Annotated in this window: 12 protein-coding genes and 11 tRNA genes; 19 read left to right on the top strand and 4 right to left on the bottom strand. The window is 64.4% G+C overall.

Translation table 11 applies throughout. The features are described from left to right. Position 1: 1 nt before the first annotated feature. Both BW38_RS04850 and BW38_RS04855 read right to left on the bottom strand, forming a co-directional pair. Positions 2 to 634, bottom strand: a complete 633-nt coding sequence (locus tag BW38_RS04850; RefSeq protein WP_032977391.1) for a flavin reductase family protein — start codon at positions 632 to 634, stop codon at positions 2 to 4. Positions 635 to 731: 97 nt separating this feature from the next. Further along, positions 732 to 1,490, bottom strand: coding sequence for a Bax inhibitor-1/YccA family protein (locus BW38_RS04855; RefSeq protein WP_032977389.1), 759 nt, complete (start codon positions 1,488 to 1,490; stop codon positions 732 to 734). 181 nt (positions 1,491 to 1,671) lie between these two features. On the opposite strand from BW38_RS04855, the gene BW38_RS04860 reads away from it, so the two are divergent. From BW38_RS04860 to BW38_RS04945, 18 genes are all read left to right on the top strand, one after another. Next, a tRNA-Pro gene (locus BW38_RS04860) sits at positions 1,672 to 1,748 on the top strand. A 39-nt stretch (positions 1,749 to 1,787) separates the two neighbouring features. Continuing rightward, positions 1,788 to 1,864, top strand: a tRNA-Arg gene (locus BW38_RS04865). 173 nt (positions 1,865 to 2,037) lie between these two features. Further along, positions 2,038 to 2,114 (top strand) — tRNA-His (locus tag BW38_RS04870). A gap of 79 nt (positions 2,115 to 2,193) precedes the next feature. Beyond that, positions 2,194 to 2,269: transfer RNA gene (locus BW38_RS04875), tRNA-Lys, on the top strand. A gap of 151 nt (positions 2,270 to 2,420) precedes the next feature. Continuing rightward, positions 2,421 to 2,496 (top strand) — tRNA-Lys (locus tag BW38_RS04880). Between the two features lie 471 nt (positions 2,497 to 2,967). Next, positions 2,968 to 3,294: a hypothetical protein gene (locus BW38_RS04885; RefSeq protein ID WP_032977387.1), complete on the top strand. Its 327-nt coding sequence runs from the start codon at positions 2,968 to 2,970 to the stop codon at positions 3,292 to 3,294. Between the two features lie 123 nt (positions 3,295 to 3,417). Next, a tRNA-Leu gene (locus BW38_RS04890) sits at positions 3,418 to 3,502 on the top strand. Positions 3,503 to 3,693: 191 nt separating this feature from the next. Next, positions 3,694 to 4,989: a trigger factor gene (tig, locus tag BW38_RS04895; RefSeq protein ID WP_025878140.1), complete on the top strand. Its 1,296-nt coding sequence runs from the start codon at positions 3,694 to 3,696 to the stop codon at positions 4,987 to 4,989. 76 nt (positions 4,990 to 5,065) lie between these two features. Next, entirely contained in the window at positions 5,066 to 5,692 is a 627-nt protein-coding gene (gene clpP, locus BW38_RS04900) for an ATP-dependent Clp endopeptidase proteolytic subunit ClpP (protein WP_025878142.1), read from the top strand. Between the two features lie 126 nt (positions 5,693 to 5,818). Beyond that, positions 5,819 to 7,108, top strand: a complete 1,290-nt coding sequence (clpX, locus tag BW38_RS04905; RefSeq protein WP_025878143.1) for an ATP-dependent Clp protease ATP-binding subunit ClpX — start codon at positions 5,819 to 5,821, stop codon at positions 7,106 to 7,108. A gap of 142 nt (positions 7,109 to 7,250) precedes the next feature. Further along, positions 7,251 to 9,704 (top strand): endopeptidase La, encoded by a 2,454-nt coding sequence (gene lon / locus BW38_RS04910; RefSeq protein ID WP_025878144.1) that lies wholly within the window; start codon positions 7,251 to 7,253, stop codon positions 9,702 to 9,704. Positions 9,705 to 9,922: 218 nt separating this feature from the next. Continuing rightward, a complete protein-coding gene (locus BW38_RS04915; RefSeq protein WP_004146343.1) occupies positions 9,923 to 10,195 on the top strand; it encodes an HU family DNA-binding protein in 273 nt (90 codons plus the stop codon). 11 nt (positions 10,196 to 10,206) lie between these two features. Next, positions 10,207 to 10,281, top strand: a tRNA-Val gene (locus BW38_RS04920). 25 nt (positions 10,282 to 10,306) lie between these two features. Further along, positions 10,307 to 10,383, top strand: a tRNA-Asp gene (locus BW38_RS04925). An 89-nt stretch (positions 10,384 to 10,472) separates the two neighbouring features. Next, positions 10,473 to 10,549 (top strand) — tRNA-Asp (locus BW38_RS04930). An 89-nt stretch (positions 10,550 to 10,638) separates the two neighbouring features. Continuing rightward, positions 10,639 to 10,715 (top strand) — tRNA-Asp (locus BW38_RS04935). 89 nt (positions 10,716 to 10,804) lie between these two features. Continuing rightward, a tRNA-Asp gene (locus BW38_RS04940) sits at positions 10,805 to 10,881 on the top strand. Between the two features lie 184 nt (positions 10,882 to 11,065). After that, a complete protein-coding gene (locus BW38_RS04945) occupies positions 11,066 to 13,021 on the top strand; it encodes a peptidyl-prolyl cis-trans isomerase (RefSeq protein WP_032977385.1) in 1,956 nt (651 codons plus the stop codon). Positions 13,022 to 13,387: 366 nt separating this feature from the next. Here the strand turns inward: BW38_RS04945 and BW38_RS04950 are convergent, their stop codons facing one another. Further along, the gene (locus BW38_RS04950; RefSeq protein WP_032977383.1) at positions 13,388 to 14,590 is read right to left on the bottom strand and encodes a lytic transglycosylase domain-containing protein; all 1,203 of its coding nucleotides are present in this window, start codon (positions 14,588 to 14,590) and stop codon (positions 13,388 to 13,390) included. After that, positions 14,587 to 15,351: a hydroxyacylglutathione hydrolase gene (gloB, locus tag BW38_RS04955; RefSeq protein WP_032977381.1), complete on the bottom strand. Its 765-nt coding sequence runs from the start codon at positions 15,349 to 15,351 to the stop codon at positions 14,587 to 14,589. Before gloB ends, BW38_RS04950 begins: the two co-directional genes overlap by 4 nt. Before the next feature lie 11 nt (positions 15,352 to 15,362). On the opposite strand from gloB, the gene BW38_RS04960 reads away from it, so the two are divergent. Then, positions 15,363 to 16,007, top strand: coding sequence for a methyltransferase domain-containing protein (locus BW38_RS04960; protein WP_032977380.1), 645 nt, complete (start codon positions 15,363 to 15,365; stop codon positions 16,005 to 16,007). Positions 16,008 to 16,012: the final 5 nt, after the last annotated feature.

Below are 16,012 nucleotides of genomic sequence, written 5' to 3'. Positions count from 1 at the left end.
GTCAGGCGGGCCGCAGCATGCGGAAGCGTTGGTCGGCGGTGATCCGGAAGTAGTCGGCCGGTCCGCCACCGCGCAGGATGGTGTCGCTCGCTGCGGTGTCGTAGATGCCGTCGACGAGCAACCGCGTATCGATATGCACGGCGACCACTTCTCCCAGTACCAGCCAGCCATTGGTGTCGTTACCGGCCGCGTCGCGCAGACGCACGATCTGCGTGCAGCGGCACTCCATGCTCACCGGGCTCTGCGCAACGCGCGGCGGTGCAACCTGCTCCGAGGCCAGTGGTGTCAGCCCGGCCAGGACGAACTCGTCCACGTCGGGCGCGACTGCGCGGCAGCTTTCGTTCATTGCCTGGGCCAGATCGAATGTGGCGAGGTTCCAGACGAACTCGCCGGTGGCTTCGATGTTGCGCAGCGAGTCCTTGCGGCCCTGGCTGCTGAAACCAATGATCGGCGGCGTGTAGTTGAACGCGTTGAAGAAGCTGTAGGGCGCCAGGTTCACATTGCTGTCGGCATCACGACTGGAGATCCAGCCGATGGGGCGCGGGCCGATGATGGCGTTGAACGGATCATGTGGCAGGCGATGGCCATCGGCCGGGCGATAGCTGTGGAAGCGGCGAGGGAGGGTGTCTGCCATGGGGCGTGTTTCCGCGGGAGTCGAGCGTGCTCGACGCTACAAAAAAAGGCCGCGATCCCGACGGACCGCGGCCTTGTCGTTTACGGCATGGACTGGATCAGCGCTGCTGGATCTTCGACAGCAGGCGCAGGAACTCCACATACAGCCAGACCAGGGTCACCATCAGGCCGAATGCGCCATACCATTCCATGTACTTCGGCGCGCGCTGGGCCACGCCGGTTTCGATGAAGTCGAAATCCAGCACCAGGTTCAGCGCGGCCACGACCACCACGAACAGGCTGAAGGCGATGCCCAGCCAGCTGGCGTCATGGATCACCGGCACGTTGATGTTGAAGAAGCCCAGCACGAACGAGGCCAGGTACAGCAGGGCGATGCCGCCGGTGGCAGCCACCACGCCGAGCTTGAAGTTCTCGGTGGCCTTGATCAGGCCGCTACGGTAGGCGAACAGCAGTGCGAACAGGGTGCCGAAGGTCAGCAGCACGGCCTGGAACACGATGCCCGGGAACTTCATGTTGAACACGGCCGAGATGGCACCCAGGAACAGGCCTTCCACCAGCGCGTAGAGCGGTGCGGTGACCGGTGACCATTCCTTCTTGAACACGGTGATCAGGGCCAACACCAGGCCACCGATCGCCCCGCCCATGGCGTACAGCTTGGCGCCGGCCATCACCTGGCCGTAGTCGTCCACGGTCTGGTTCCAGGCGAAGGCCGCGGTCAGCACGGTCAGCAGCAGCAGGAAGCCGGTCTTGTTGACGGTGCCATTGAGGGTCATGGTCTGGTCGGGGCTGGTCACCACCGAGCCACTGGCCAGATCGAGGAAGGTCGACTCGGAAAGAGCCGGGTTGCCGCTGCGCATGCGAGGTCTCCGTGCGAAAAGGGGGCGATTGGGCCATCCGGCCGCTGGCTGCGAGCATAGCCGATGACTGCGCAAGCCGTGGTCATGGCGGGGCAGGGCTGGGATTGCGCGTTGACAGTTCGCAGGGCGCTTGGCCACAATGGCCAGCTCCCCGGGTCCATGCCCGAGGGGATTGCAACACCGGGGTATAGCGCAGTCTGGTAGCGCGCCTGCTTTGGGAGCAGGATGTCGGGGGTTCGAATCCCTCTACCCCGACCAATCCCACGTCACGTCGGATTGGACGCCGTTCCGGTTCGGGCGCCCGTAGCTCAACTGGATAGAGCACCGGCCTTCTAAGCCGGCGGTTACAGGTTCGATTCCTGTCGGGCGCGCCATTGGCGCGACACCGGAACGTAGCTGGCGGATGTGAAGAAGTGCTTGCAAAAGCATGCAGACTCCACCAGAATGTCGGACTCGCTTCGGCGGACCTGAACTTCGGTGACAGTCCTCGGGCAACGTATCAAGCGTCAGCGTCGGCAGCATTGGCGGTGAAGCGAAAGTTTCAGTGGTGGCTGTAGCTCAGTTGGTTAGAGTACCGGATTGTGATTCCGGTGGTCGGGGGTTCGAATCCCCTCAGCCACCCCACTGATTCAACCGCATCGGCATCGCCGAAACGGTATTGCAATAAACAGGTCGCCGGCTATAATGTGCGCCTGAGTTTCAAGGGCTGTTAGCTCAGTTGGTAGAGCAGTTGACTCTTAATCAATAGGTCCAAGGTTCGAATCCTTGACAGCCCACCAAGACAGAAGCCATCGGGTCCGCCCGGTGGCTTTTTTCTTCAAGATGTAACCCTTCGCGATGGATCGCTGGTTGCAGTGCTTGTTTCAACGACGTTGAAGAAAGTGCTTGCAACGCCCTCGCGGATCGGGTCATAATTCGCCCCCCGATTTCGGGCTGTTAGCTCAGTTGGTAGAGCAGTTGACTCTTAATCAATAGGTCCAAGGTTCGAATCCTTGACAGCCCACCAGACGAAAGCCACTTGGTCCGCCAAGTGGCTTTTTTCTTTAGTCTCCGCTGGCGTGGAGCCGGCTGGAGGATAGCCCCCTTGAGTCAAGGGGGCGCGGCGAAGCCGGGGGGATGTGGGTGTTGGTGAGAGGGGCCCGCGCGGTGCGCAGCAGCGCGTGGGGCGGCAGCGCGAATGCGCAGCCGCGTCCCCAAGGTTCGAATCCTTGACAGCCCACCAGACGAAAGCCACTTGGTCCGCCAAGTGGCTTTTTTCTTTCCTGCGGCAGCGTCGGCAGGTCCCCGTCATGGGTGGATATCGCAGGCATTGATGGGTTCATCCACGCATGGCGTGGATCTACTGAAGCACGGCTGAAATCAGCGTCACATGCGTCATCAGCATGTTCAATGCTGTGAGCTGCTTCTCACCGGTTGCTGCCGGCATCGCTCCCAATAGTTGTTCCGCGCCGAAGGCGCATGCATGAGGAGTGCTTCGATGACGTTCAACAAGAGCACGGGCGTGATGCTGGCCGCCGTGGTGGTTGTCGCCCTGTCAGGCTGCAGGGCGGACGAGGCGGCCACCGCCGCTGCGCCGGACTACGCGCGGACGGTCGAGCGATCTGCGGATGTCGACCACATCGCGGCACAGCCGGTGGAGGGTCGCGACGCCACGCAGTCGGCCGGGGCGACAGGGGAGGCGCTGCCTGCTGGCGCGGTTGAAGTGGCGCGCTCCGTCGATGGCGCCGCGCTGGAAACACCCAGTGACGATGCGGCCGGCGTCCCTGCGGGCGAAACACCCGGGCCCGCGCCGGCCGCCCGCTGACCCGGATCGGCCTGTGGCGGGATGCGCCCAGGCCGGCTCCAAAGGGCAATTTCCCTGTTCAGTTTTGTGGAAGCCTTCCGCTTTCCGCCCCCGCCTGCAACAATGAACACCTGAGCCGGCCACGCGAAAGTGGCGGAATTGGTAGACGCCCTGGATTTAGGTTCCAGTGCCGCAAGGCGTGGGGGTTCGAGTCCCCCCTTTCGCACCAGGCCGGCCCGTCCCCTGCCCAGTCGGGCATTCCGCGTCAACCCCTGCGCCCGGCCGTGCTGGCGGCGCCGCCCGAATTGGGCGAAACTAAAGGGCTGCGGCAAGCAGGCGCGTCATCGACGTCGTGTCCTTACAACCGTTTCATCCATCATCGAGCCGGGGGCCAGGGCGCCACCGGTGGCAGGAGTCAACATGCAAGCTTCGATCGAAACCATCGGCAACCTGGAACGCCGCCTGAGCTTCTCGCTGCCGGAAGACCGTCTGCAGAGCCACATCAACGGCCGCCTGGGCGAAATCGCCCGCACCACCCGCATCAAGGGTTTCCGTCCGGGCAAAGTGCCGGCCAAGGTGATCGAGCAGCGCTTCGGCGCGCAGGTCCGTGGCGAGGCGCTGGACGGCCTGCTGCGCGAAACCTTCGACGCCGCCGTGCGTGAGCACGACCTGCGCATCGTCGGCAGCCCGCGCATCGACAAGGGTGACGAGGGTGAGTTCTCCTTCGTGGCCACCGTCGAAGTGGTGCCGGACTTCGGTGACATCGACGTCAGCAAGCTGACCGTGGTGCGCCACACCGCCGAAATCACCGATGCCGACATCGACCAGATGATCGAGAACCTGCAGACGCAGCGTCGCAGCTGGTCGCCGGTCACCCGTGCCGCGCAGGACGGCGACCTGGTCGCACTGGAAACCTGGTCGCAGGCCGGTGACGAGCGCCTGCCGGCCGAAGGCACCGAGAAGGGCAGCATCGTGCTCGGCCAGGGCATGATGTTCGAGACCATCGAGCAGGGCCTGGTCGGCATGGCAAAGGACGAAGAGAAGACCCTGGACGTCGAGTTCCCGGCTGACTGGCGCGTGCCGGCGCTGGCGGGCAAGACCGTGCAGGTCACCGTGAAGGTCAGCGACGTGTCCGAGCCGGTCGTGCCGGCCGTCGATGAAGCCTTCATCAAGAGCTTCGGCGTCAAGGGTGGCGACGTCGAGCAGTTCCGCAGCGACATCCGCGCCAACCTCGAGCGTGAGCTGAAGGGCGCACTGATGAACCGCCTGCGTCGTGAAGTCGGCGAGCAGCTGATCGCGGCCTATTCGTCGGTGGAAATGCCGCCGCGCCTGGTCGAGAACGAAGCCCGTGCCATGCTGGCCCAGCAGGTCGAGCAGATCCGCCGCAGTGGCCGCAACCCGGGCGAGATCCCGGCCGACGCCCACGAAGGCTTCAAGGACGCTGCTGCCAAGCGCGTGCTGGTCGGCCTGGTGGTCGGCGAAGTGGCCCGCAGCAACGACCTGCGCCTGGAGCCGAAGCGTCTGAATGAAACGATGCGTCTGATCGCCTCGACCTACGAAGAGCCGGAACAGGTCATTGAGATGTACCGCAACGACCCCCAGCTGATGTCTGGCCTGCAGAACCGCGTGATGGAAGAGCAGGTGATCGACTGGATCGCCGAGCGCGCCCAGCACACTGAAGAAAAGCTGTCGTTCCAGGACGCGATCCGCCAGTAATCGCTGGCGGATTGCCGGATACCCCGCGCCAGCCCTGGCGCGGGGGTGTTTCCCCCCAAGATAGGTACCTCACGAAATGGACAACCGAACCAAAGCCCTGAACATGGTTCCCATGGTGGTCGAGCAGACCAGCCGCGGCGAGCGTGCCTACGACATCTATTCGCGCCTGTTGAAGGAGCGCCTGATCTTCCTGGTTGGCCCGATCGACGATCACATGGCCAACGTGGTGGTGGCGCAGCTGCTGTTCCTGGAAGCGGAAAACCCGGAAAAGGACATCAGCATCTACATCAACTCGCCGGGTGGCGTGGTCACCGCCGGCATGGCGATCTACGACACCATGCAGTACATCAAGCCGGACGTGAGCACCATCTGCGTTGGCCAGGCCGCCTCGATGGGCGCGCTGCTGCTGGCGTCCGGTGCGGCGGGCAAGCGCTATGCGCTGCCGAACTCGCGGGTGATGATCCACCAGCCGCTGGGTGGCTTCCAGGGCCAGGCCACCGACATCGACATCCACGCACGCGAGATCCTGACCCTGCGTGCGCGCCTGAACGAAGTGCTGGCCAAGCACACCGGCCAGTCGCTGGAGACCATCGCGCGCGATACCGAGCGCGACAACTTCAAGAGCGCGGTCGATGCGGTCGCCTACGGCCTGGTCGACCAGGTCCTGGAGCGTCGTCCGGAAGAGTCGATCCAGGCCGGCTGACCGGCACTCACGGGGCCATGGCAGGCCCCGTTCCTGCAGGGTCGGGTGGACTGATGTCCCTCCGGCCCTGTGTTATTCTCGAATCGAACCCCCGTTCAGCGGGTGGGGTAACTGGGTAAGCGAAGCATGAGCGAAGACCGCCAAGGTCGTTCCACGGACACCGGCAAGATCCTCTACTGCTCTTTCTGCGGCAAGAGCCAGCATGAAGTGCGCAAGCTGATTGCCGGTCCGAGCGTGTTCATCTGTGATGAGTGCGTGGAGCTGTGCAACGACATCATCCGAGAGGAGCTTGAGGAAAAGGCGCAGTCGGCGCGCAGTTCGCTGCCCAAGCCGCGCGAGATCCTCGAGGTGCTCGACCAGTACGTGATCGGACAGAACCGCGCCAAGCGGACCCTGGCCGTGGCCGTGTACAACCACTACAAGCGCATCGAGAGCCGCCAGAAGAACGACGAAGTCGAGCTGGCGAAGTCGAACATCCTGCTGGTCGGTCCGACCGGTTCGGGCAAGACCCTGCTGGCCGAGACCCTGGCCCGCCTGCTCAACGTGCCGTTCACCATGGCCGACGCCACCACGCTGACCGAAGCCGGTTACGTGGGCGAGGACGTGGAGAACATCATCCAGAAGCTGCTGCAGAAGTGCGACTACGACGTCGAGAAGGCACAGCAGGGCATCGTCTACATCGATGAAATCGACAAGATCTCGCGCAAGAGCGAGAACCCGTCGATCACCCGCGATGTGTCCGGCGAAGGCGTGCAGCAGGCCCTGTTGAAGCTGATCGAAGGCACCGTTGCCAGCGTTCCGCCGCAGGGTGGGCGCAAGCATCCGCAGCAGGAATTCCTGCAGGTGGACACCAAGAACATCCTGTTCATCTGCGGCGGTGCGTTTGCCGGCCTGGACAAGGTGATCCAGCAGCGCTCCAACGACGCCGGCGGCATCGGTTTCGGCGCCAAGGTGAAGAGCAGCGAGCGCAAGCAGGAAGTGGGCAAGGTGCTGGCTGAAGTCGAGCCGGAAGACCTGATCAAGTTCGGCCTGATTCCCGAGTTCGTGGGCCGCCTGCCGGTGGTCGCGACCCTGGAGGAGCTGGACGAGCCGGCCCTGATCCGCATCCTGACCGAGCCGAAGAACGCCATCACCAAGCAGTTCAAGAAGCTGTTCGAGATGGAGAACGTCGAGCTGGAGTTCCGTCCGGACGCGTTGTCGGCCATCGCCAAGAAGGCGCTCAAGCGCAAGACCGGTGCCCGTGGCCTGCGCACCATCGTCGAATCGGTCCTGCTGGACACCATGTACGACCTGCCGTCGCAGGAAAACGTCAGCAAGGTTGTCGTGGATGAATCGGTGATCGAGCACAAGTCCGAGCCGTACCTGATCTACCAGACCCCGCCGGTCCCTGAACAGAAGGCCGCTGGCGCCGAATGATTCTTTCAACTTGTTGAATAGAAAGAATTTTCTCGGAACGTCTTGCATCTGAAAGCCGATGGCCCCATAACGGGGCCATCGGCTTTTTTTGTCTCCGGAAGATGCCCTCCCGGAGACGGTTTTCCCCTTCCCTGGAGCCCCCATGGCCCGTTCCCCAAGTGAGACCCTCGACCTGCCGGTCCTGCCGCTGCGCGACGTAGTGGTATTCCCGCACATGGTCATCCCGCTGTTCGTCGGCCGCGACAAGTCCATGCACGCGCTGGAACAGGCGATGGAAGCAGACAAGCGCATCCTGCTGCTGGCGCAGAAGTCGGCCGAGACCGATGACCCGCAGGCCGCCGACCTCTACCAGGTCGGCACCCTGGCGCAGGTCCTGCAGCTGCTGAAGCTGCCTGACGGCACCATCAAAGTGCTGGTCGAAGGCCTGTCGCGCGTGCAGGTGACCAGCGTCAGCGAACGCGATGGATCGCTGCACGGCCAGGCCGTGGAAATCGAGGCCGCCGATGCACGCGAGCCGCGCGAAATCGAGGCCATCGCCCGCTCGCTGATGTCGCTGTTCGAGCAGTACGTCAAGACCAACCGCAAGCTGCCGCCGGAGTTGCTGCAGACCCTGGCCGGCATCGATGAGCCGACACGCCTGGCCGATACCATCGCCGCCCATATCAGCGTGCGGTTGTCGGACAAGCAGCGCCTGCTGGAAACGCTGGCCGTGGGCGAACGCCTGGAGATGCTGGTCGGCCTGGTCGACGGCGAGATCGACGTGCAGCAGATGGAAAAGCGCATCCGCGGCCGCGTGAAGTCGCAGATGGAAAAGAGCCAGCGCGAGTACTACCTCAACGAACAGATGAAGGCCATCCAGAAGGAACTGGGTGACCTGGACGATGCGCCGGGCGAACTGGAAGAGCTGGCGCGCAAGATCGCCGAAGCGGGCATGCCCAAGCCGGTGGAAGCCAAGGCGCGCAACGAGCTCAACAAGCTCAAGCAGATGTCGCCGATGTCTGCCGAAGCAGCGGTCGTGCGCAACTACCTGGAGTGGCTGCTGGGCGTGCCGTGGAAGAAGCGCAGCAAGGTGCGCAAGGACCTGAAGGCCGCGCAGGACACCCTCGATGCCGATCACTACGGCCTGGAGAAGGTCAAGGAGCGCATCCTTGAATACCTGGCGGTGCAGTCGCGGGTGAAGCAGATGAAGGGTCCGATCCTGTGCCTGGTCGGGCCGCCGGGCGTGGGCAAGACCTCGCTGGGCCAGTCCATCGCCAAGGCCACCAACCGCAAGTTCGTGCGCATGTCGCTCGGCGGCGTGCGCGATGAAGCCGAGATCCGTGGCCACCGTCGTACCTATGTCGGTTCGATGCCGGGCCGCATCGTGCAGAACCTCAACAAGGTCGGCAGCAAGAACCCGCTGTTCGTGCTGGACGAGATCGACAAGATGTCGATGGACTTCCGTGGCGATCCGTCCTCGGCGCTGCTGGAAGTGCTCGATCCCGAGCAGAACAACGCGTTCAACGATCACTACCTGGAAGTGGACCTGGACCTGTCCGAAGTGATGTTCGTGGCGACCTCCAACTCGCTCAACATCCCCGGCCCGCTGCTGGACCGCATGGAAGTGATCCGCATCCCCGGTTACACCGAGGATGAGAAGCTCAACATCGCCACCCGTTACCTGTCGCCCAAGCAGATCAAGGCCAACGGCCTGAAGCCGGAAGAGCTGGAGATCGGCAGCGATGCCATCCAGGACATCGTGCGCTACTACACGCGCGAATCCGGCGTGCGCAACCTGGAACGCGAGATCGCCAAGATCTGCCGCAAGGTGGTGAAGGAAATCGCGTTGGGTGGGCCGCAGCCGGTGGCGAAGGCGAAGAAGGGCGCGCGCAAGTCCAAGGCGCTGGTGAGCGTGTCGAGCAAGAACCTGGACAAGTACCTGGGCGTGCGTCGCTTCGACTTCGGCCGTGCCGAAGAGGAGAACGAGATCGGCTTGGTCACGGGTCTGGCCTGGACCGAAGTCGGTGGCGATCTGCTGCAGATCGAATCGACGCTGGTACCGGGCAAGGGCCAGCTGATCCTGACCGGCCAGCTCGGCAACGTGATGAAGGAATCAGCGTCGGCGGCGTTGTCGGTGGTGCGTTCGCGCGCCGAGCGCTTCGGCATCGATGCGGACTTCCTGCAGAAGCACGACGTGCACCTGCATGTACCCGATGGTGCGACGCCGAAGGATGGCCCCAGTGCCGGTGCGGCAATGGTGACCTCGCTGGTGTCGATGCTGACCAAGGTCGCCGTGCGCGCCGATGTGGCGATGACCGGCGAAATCACCCTGCGTGGTCGCGTCACCGCGATCGGCGGCCTCAAGGAGAAGCTGCTGGCGGCCCTGCGCGGCGGAATCCGCACGGTGATCATCCCCGATGAGAACCGCAAGGATCTTGCCGACATTCCGGCCAACGTCACCCGCGACCTGGAGATCGTGCCGGTGAAGTACATCGAGGAAGTGCTCGATCTGGCCCTGGAACGTCCGCTGGCACCGAAGAAGACGCGCAAGAGTGCGCAGCGCGTCACGGTGCGCAGCAAGGCCAAACCGAGTGGAAACGCGCGCGTCAAGCATTGATGCGTCCTGTCGAAATGCTTGAAACCCGCGTCGTTGCTGGCTTTCCAGCTTGCGTGGGGGTAGGGCCGCTGGTATAAAAGCAGCACTCGCGAATGAGTGATCGCAGTCAGCGCTCACTGAATTCGGCGAACCGTTTCCACATGGCAACCGCATGCAGACGTCGTGCGGTTGCTTCCCTGTCGAATACGCGGAACCCACCGCCAAAGGAGTTGTAAAGAATGAACAAGACCGAATTGATCGATGCCGTTGCTGAAGCTGCCGACCTGACCAAGGCCGAGTCCAGCCGCGCTGTCGATGCCGTCGTTGCTGCCGTCACCAAGGCGCTGAAGGACGGCGATGCGGTCACCCTGGTTGGCTTCGGTACCTTCCAGGTCCGCGACCGTGCTGCCCGCACCGGCCGCAACCCGAAGACCGGCGACACCATCAAGATCGCTGCTTCGAAGAATCCGTCGTTCAAGGCTGGTAAGGCCCTGAAGGATGCTGTAAACTAAGCGGCTCGCTGGGGTGCTTAGCTCAGCGGTAGAGCGTCTCCTTTACACGGAGAGGGTCGGGGGTTCGAAACCCTCAGCACCCACCACAGCACCGCGGTAAGTTTGAAATGTGGAGCGGTAGTTCAGCTGGTTAGAATGCTGGCCTGTCACGCCGGAGGTCGCGGGTTCGAGTCCCGTCCGCTCCGCCATTTTCAACGAGGCCCCCGGCCGAAAAGCTGGGGGCCTTGTTTTCTCTCCAACCAACCGGTTGTAGAGAAAACAAAGAGGTCTGCAATACGGAGCGGTAGTTCAGCTGGTTAGAATGCTGGCCTGTCACGCCGGAGGTCGCGGGTTCGAGTCCCGTCCGCTCCGCCATTTTCAACGAGGCCCCCGGCCGAAAAGCTGGGGGCCTTGTTTTCTCTCCAACCAACCGGTTGTAGAGAAAACAAAGAGGTCTGCAATACGGAGCGGTAGTTCAGCTGGTTAGAATGCTGGCCTGTCACGCCGGAGGTCGCGGGTTCGAGTCCCGTCCGCTCCGCCATTTTCAACGAGGCCCCCGGCCGAAAAGCTGGGGGCCTTGTTTTCTCTCCAACCAACCGGTTGTAGAGAAAACAAAGAGGTCTGCAATACGGAGCGGTAGTTCAGCTGGTTAGAATGCTGGCCTGTCACGCCGGAGGTCGCGGGTTCGAGTCCCGTCCGCTCCGCCAACTCTAAGAGCCCTCGACGTAAGTCGGGGGCTTTTTCTTTGCGCCGTTTCCATCATTCGATGCGCGCGAACCTGTAGATCGCCTGGGCGGGATGGCGCCAGGCCCTGCTGCCACTGCTTTTGGTCCACGCCGCGAAGCGGGTTACACTGCCGGGCTCGCCAATCAAGCCTTGTGATTCCTCACCATGCTGCAGAAACTCCGCGACAAGACCTCAGGCTGGATCGTCACCGTGATCCTGGGGCTGCTGATGATTCCGTTCCTGTTCGTGATCGACAACAGCTACCTCGGTGGCGTCGGCGCACAGAACGTCGCCAAGGTTTCGGCACCGCCGACCTGGTGGCGCTCGGCACCGTCCTGGTGGCCGGTGCGCATGATGTGGCAGCACCATGAGATCAGTGCACAGGACTTCCGCACCCGTTTCGAGCAGGAACGCATGCGCGAACGCCAGCAGCAGGGCGAGAACTTCGACCCGCGCGCGTTCGAAAGCACCGAGAACAAGCTGGCCGTGCTCGACCAGTTGATCGACGAGCAGGTCGTGCGCCTGGTCGGTGAGCAGGCCGGTGTCGTGATTGGCGACGGCGCTGTGCGCGAATACATCACCACCATTCCGGGCTTCCTGGGCGCCGATGGCAAGTTCAGCGAAAGCAATTACCGTCTGGCCCTGGCCGGTGGCAATCCGCCGCGCACGCCGACCCAGTTCCAGGAACTGGTGCGTGAGAGCCTGCAGCAGTCGGTGATCCCGTCGGGCCTGCAGAATTCCGGCTTTGTCACCCAGGCTGAGACCGAGCGTCTGTTGAAGCTGCTGGGCGAGACCCGCGATGTGGAACTGGCCGCGCTGCCGGAAGTTCCGGTGGATACCGCGCCGGTGACCGACGCGCAGATCAAGCAGTGGTACGACAGCCATGGCAAGGATTTCCGCCAGGCCGAATCGGTGTCGCTGGAATATGTCGAGCTCAATGGTGCCAACCTGCCGGCGCCGACTGCGGCCGACGAAGCGACCCTGCGCAAGCGCTATGAAGACGAGAAGGCCAAGTTCACCACGCCGGAACAGCGCCAGGCGGCGCACATCCTGATCACCGGCGACGGTGCTGAAGCCAAGGCCGCCAAGCTGGCTGTCGAAGCAAAGGCGGCAGGTGCCGACTTTGCCGCGCTGGCCAAGGCGAACTCGGAAGATCCCGGCTCCAAGGCGCAGGGCGGTGACCTGGGCTGGGTGGAGCGGGGCGCGATGGTCAAGCCGTTCGAAGACGCACTGTTTGGTGCCAAGGCGGGTGAGGTGATCGGCCCGGTCAAGACCGACTTCGGTTACCACATCATCAAGGTCGCAGCGGTTCGTGGCGGCCAGGGCAAGTCCTTCGAAGAAGTACGCGACACCTTGGCTGCCGAGCAGTTGAAGGCCGACGGCGAGCGCGGCTTCAACGATCTGGCGGGCCGCCTGGTCGATGCCATCAACAAGAGCCCGAGCGACCTGTCCGCGGCCGCCAAGGCGGTCGGCCTGTCGATGCAGACGCTGGGCCCGATCACGCGCACGACCGCCACCGGTATTGCCGCTGATCCGGCCGTGCTGCGTGCCGCCTTCTCCGACGTCCTGGTGCAGGACGGTACCGCCAGCGATCCGATCGCCCTGGGCGGCAGCAGCAACCACAGCGTGGTGATCCGCGTTGCCGCGCATACCCCGGAGCAGGCGCTGCCGCTGGACAAGGCGCGTGAGCAGGTGATCGCCGCGATCCGTGCCGACCGTCAGCGCCAGGCCGGTGACAAGGCCGCCGATGCCCTGCTGGCCAAGCTGAAGGCCGGCGCGACCCTGCAGTCGCTGGCTGCCAGCGAGAAGCTGCAGCTGAGCCCGATGCCGGGCCTGCCGCGCAGCCAGCCGGTGCCGACCCCGGAGATCAACCGTGCGATCTTCAGTGCGCCGCTGCCTGCCGAGGGCAAGCCGAGCTACGGCAAGGTCGATGTCAACGGCCATGCGCTGGTCTTCGCGGTGAACAAGGTCAACCCGGGCGACATCAAGGAAGTGACCGCCGAACAGCAGAAGCAGTTGAAGGACCAGCTGAGCCAGATCGACGGCATGGCTGCTGCCAAGGCCTACATCGAGGCGATGCGCAAGAAGTTCTTGATCCAGACCACCGAAGCGAACCTGTAAGCCCTCCGGCGAGCAGGAACGAAAAGGCCCGGCATTGCCGGGCCTTTTTTGTTGTCGCACCCCTGATCGATCCGTGACCTGCGCGATGAGTGCCGACCAAGGTCGGCCGCTACCAGAAGCGAAGCGACCTGCTCCTGCTCTTCATCTTCCAATCCGTGGGTGGTGCCACCGGAAACCATCAGGGGACGGGCGGGGTGGGCGCGCGCGGGTGTCCGCGGCATGGATGCCGCGGCCAAGCCCCCAAGGATGGGTTCACGGCGTCCCCCGTGGGTCCACCTCGCTCGTCCCAACTCATGAATGCTGCTGCCGCCACCCGCGAGGGGCTTCGCCGTTGGCCGGAAACCGCGTGTCAGCGCCGCGCCGACCTCAGTCTTCGACGCGCAGTACCGCGCCTGGCTTCAGCACGCTGCTGCCGCTCAAGCCGTTCAGCGACAACAGCGCCTTCACCGGCATGCCGTAGCGGCGGGCGATGGTCCATGCCGATTCGCCATTGCGAACGGTGTGGCGACGGTTGCGCGGGCGATCGGCGGCCGAGGCGACCACCTTGGCCACCTGCGGGCTCGGCGCGGCGCTGGCGGTGCTGGCCACTGCGGTGGCAACGGCCGTGCTGGCGATGTCGGCAACGTCCGCGTTGGACGCCGAAACCGGGGCCAATACGCGGGCCGTGCCCGACGGGCGGTTGCCGGCGGCCAGTGCTGGATTCAGGCGGGCGATCTTCGCCGGGTCCAGCGCGCGCTGGGCGGCCCACTGCTGGACGCTGGTGCCCGCCGGCAGGGTGTGGTCCTTCAGCACCGGCACGGTGCGGTCCAGCGAGGCCATCACGCCAGGCTGGTCTTCCACGTCTTCCAGCACGCAGGCCAGGGCATGCAGCTTCTCGACGTAGGCATGGGTGACCGGCGACAGCCCGGGCAGGCCGGCCGGCTTGGCGTTCTGCGCATTCATGCCGGCCTTGCGCATGGACTGCAGCACGCGGTATTCACCGGCGTTGTAGGCCATCGTGGCCAGGCGCCAGTCACCGCCGAACATGCCATGCAGGGTCTTCAGGTAGCGCACGGCGGCCTGGGTGGACTCCACTGCCGACAGTCGGCCGTCGTAGTTGTTGCTCATCGGTACGCGATGGTTGCGTGCCGTGGTGGCGATGAACTGCCACAGGCCGGTCGGGCCGCTGCCGTTGCGGGCATTGGGCCGGTAGCCACTTTCGACGAAAGGAATCAGGGCGAATTCGGTGGGCAGGTTGGCTTTGCGCAGCTCTTCGACCACATAGCCGAACAGCACCAGCGCGTCGTCATCCTGGTTGGCCAACCGCGAAGGCGCATGGGCGAACTGCTTCTGCCAGCGCGGGCTGGTGGCTTCGGCGTCACAGGTAGGTTCTGCAAGGCCGTCGCGGAAGCTGGAGAAGATCTCCTGACCGTTACGTACCGATGCGGCCGGCAGCGTTGACGGATCCAGCGGCAGGGCCGAGGCGGCGGTCAGGTTCTGGCTGATGCCGGCGCCCAGCGATTGTGCGCCGGCAGTTCCGGCCAACCCCAAGACGAGACCCAGGGCCAGCGGCAGACTTCGGCGACTCATGCGCGGAAGCCGTCTTTCCAGTGCCGGAGACCGGCCATGACGTCGACGTCGTCCACGACTTCGCGCCCCAGGTGCGCCGACACGGCCGCGCGGATGGGCGCCGTGTGGGTACGCAGGAACGGATTGCAGGCAATTTCATCGGCCAGGGATACTGGCAGGGTGGAACGGTCATCGCGGCGCATGGCCAAAGCCTCCTCTTGGCGCTGCAACAAGGCAGCGTTGGCGGGGTCGACATGCCGCGCGAAGACGGCATTTGACACGGTGTACTCGTGAGCGCAACACAGCAGCAGTTGCGCGGGCAGGGCACCCAGCTTGCGCATCGATGCCAGCAGCTGGGACGGCGTACCTTCGAACAGGCGTCCACAGCCCAGGCTGAACAACGAATCTCCGCTGAAAAGCTGTTCAGCGGTGTGAAACGCGATGTGGCTGCGGGTGTGCCCGGGGACGGATAGTACGTGGAACATCCGGCCCATTGCCTGAACACGTTCACCTTCACCGACCCGCTCGGTGGCCATCGGGATGCGCTCGTCGACCGGTGCGACCACGCGCACCCCAGGGAAACGCGCCTGCAGCGCCGGTACCCCGCCGATGTGATCGTCGTGGTGATGGGTGAGCAGGATGGTGTCCACGCGCACGCCTTGGGCAGCCAGCGCCAGTACCGGCGCTGCGTCGCCGGGATCGACGACCACGGCAGCACCGTCGTCGGCGATCAGCATCCAGATGTAATTGTCCGCAAATGCGGGCAGGGCAGTCAGTCGCATAGAATTGGACCATGCCCGCGCTGCAGAGCACCCGTCAAGCGAGCCAGGCCCCGTGGTTCGACAGTGAACCGGCGGAGGCCCTGCGCGTGCTCGAACGGCAGCTGCTGCTGCCGCAGCTGTCGCTGCTGCCGACCCGGCCCTGGTTGTGGATCGCCCCCAGCGCCGCCTGGCTGGCGGATGCGCAGCTGGGCGGTCGGGGCCTGCGCCTGCATCGCCAGGGCAGTGGTTACGCCGGCGATACCCGCTGTGCCCTGCCGTTGCCGCTGCCCAACGAGAGTGTCAACGCCATCGTGCTGCAGCATGTGACCGTCGGCGATGCCGACCATCTGCTGGACGAATGCGAGCGCGTGCTGATGCCCGGCGGCCATCTGTGGCTGAGCAGCCTCAACCCGTTCAGCCCGTTCCGCACGCGCTGGCGCCAGCACGGGCTGGTGGTGCGCACGCCGCAGCGGATCCGCCAGCTGCTTGAGCGCCATGGGCTGGAATGCGAGGACATGCGTTACCTGGGGCCGATGTGGCAGGGTGCCGGCAGCCGCCGTCGCGGCGGCTGGGCCCCCCTGCGCGCGGCCTGCCTGTTTCACGCTGAAAAACGCACGCTGGCCCTGCCCGGGCCGACCCCGTTGCCCGTGCGCTGGCACGGCACCGTTGCTACCTGACCTGG

Origin of the sequence: Stenotrophomonas sp. RIT309, from assembly GCF_000632045.1 — a bacterium.
Classification (GTDB): Bacteria; Pseudomonadota; Gammaproteobacteria; order Xanthomonadales; family Xanthomonadaceae; genus Stenotrophomonas; species Stenotrophomonas indicatrix.
The sequence above is the reverse complement of the archived record's forward strand: the minus strand, read 5'-3'. Positions and strand labels throughout refer to the sequence as shown.

Excerpts from the sequence above, each read along its gene's own strand:
- BW38_RS04850 (WP_032977391.1), bottom strand. The coding sequence starts at position 634 with ATGGCAGACACCCTCCCTCGCCGCTTCCACAGCTATCGCCCGGCCGAT.
- BW38_RS04855 (WP_032977389.1), bottom strand. The coding sequence starts at position 1,490 with ATGCGCAGCGGCAACCCGGCTCTTTCCGAGTCGACCTTCCTCGATCTG.
- BW38_RS04885 (WP_032977387.1), top strand. The coding sequence starts at position 2,968 with ATGACGTTCAACAAGAGCACGGGCGTGATGCTGGCCGCCGTGGTGGTT.
- tig (WP_025878140.1), top strand. The coding sequence starts at position 3,694 with ATGCAAGCTTCGATCGAAACCATCGGCAACCTGGAACGCCGCCTGAGC.
- clpP (WP_025878142.1), top strand. The coding sequence starts at position 5,066 with ATGGACAACCGAACCAAAGCCCTGAACATGGTTCCCATGGTGGTCGAG.
- clpX (WP_025878143.1), top strand. The coding sequence starts at position 5,819 with ATGAGCGAAGACCGCCAAGGTCGTTCCACGGACACCGGCAAGATCCTC.
- lon (WP_025878144.1), top strand. The coding sequence starts at position 7,251 with ATGGCCCGTTCCCCAAGTGAGACCCTCGACCTGCCGGTCCTGCCGCTG.
- BW38_RS04915 (WP_004146343.1), top strand. The coding sequence starts at position 9,923 with ATGAACAAGACCGAATTGATCGATGCCGTTGCTGAAGCTGCCGACCTG.
- BW38_RS04945 (WP_032977385.1), top strand. The coding sequence starts at position 11,066 with ATGCTGCAGAAACTCCGCGACAAGACCTCAGGCTGGATCGTCACCGTG.
- BW38_RS04950 (WP_032977383.1), bottom strand. The coding sequence starts at position 14,590 with ATGAGTCGCCGAAGTCTGCCGCTGGCCCTGGGTCTCGTCTTGGGGTTG.
- gloB (WP_032977381.1), bottom strand. The coding sequence starts at position 15,351 with ATGCGACTGACTGCCCTGCCCGCATTTGCGGACAATTACATCTGGATG.
- BW38_RS04960 (WP_032977380.1), top strand. The coding sequence starts at position 15,363 with ATGCCCGCGCTGCAGAGCACCCGTCAAGCGAGCCAGGCCCCGTGGTTC.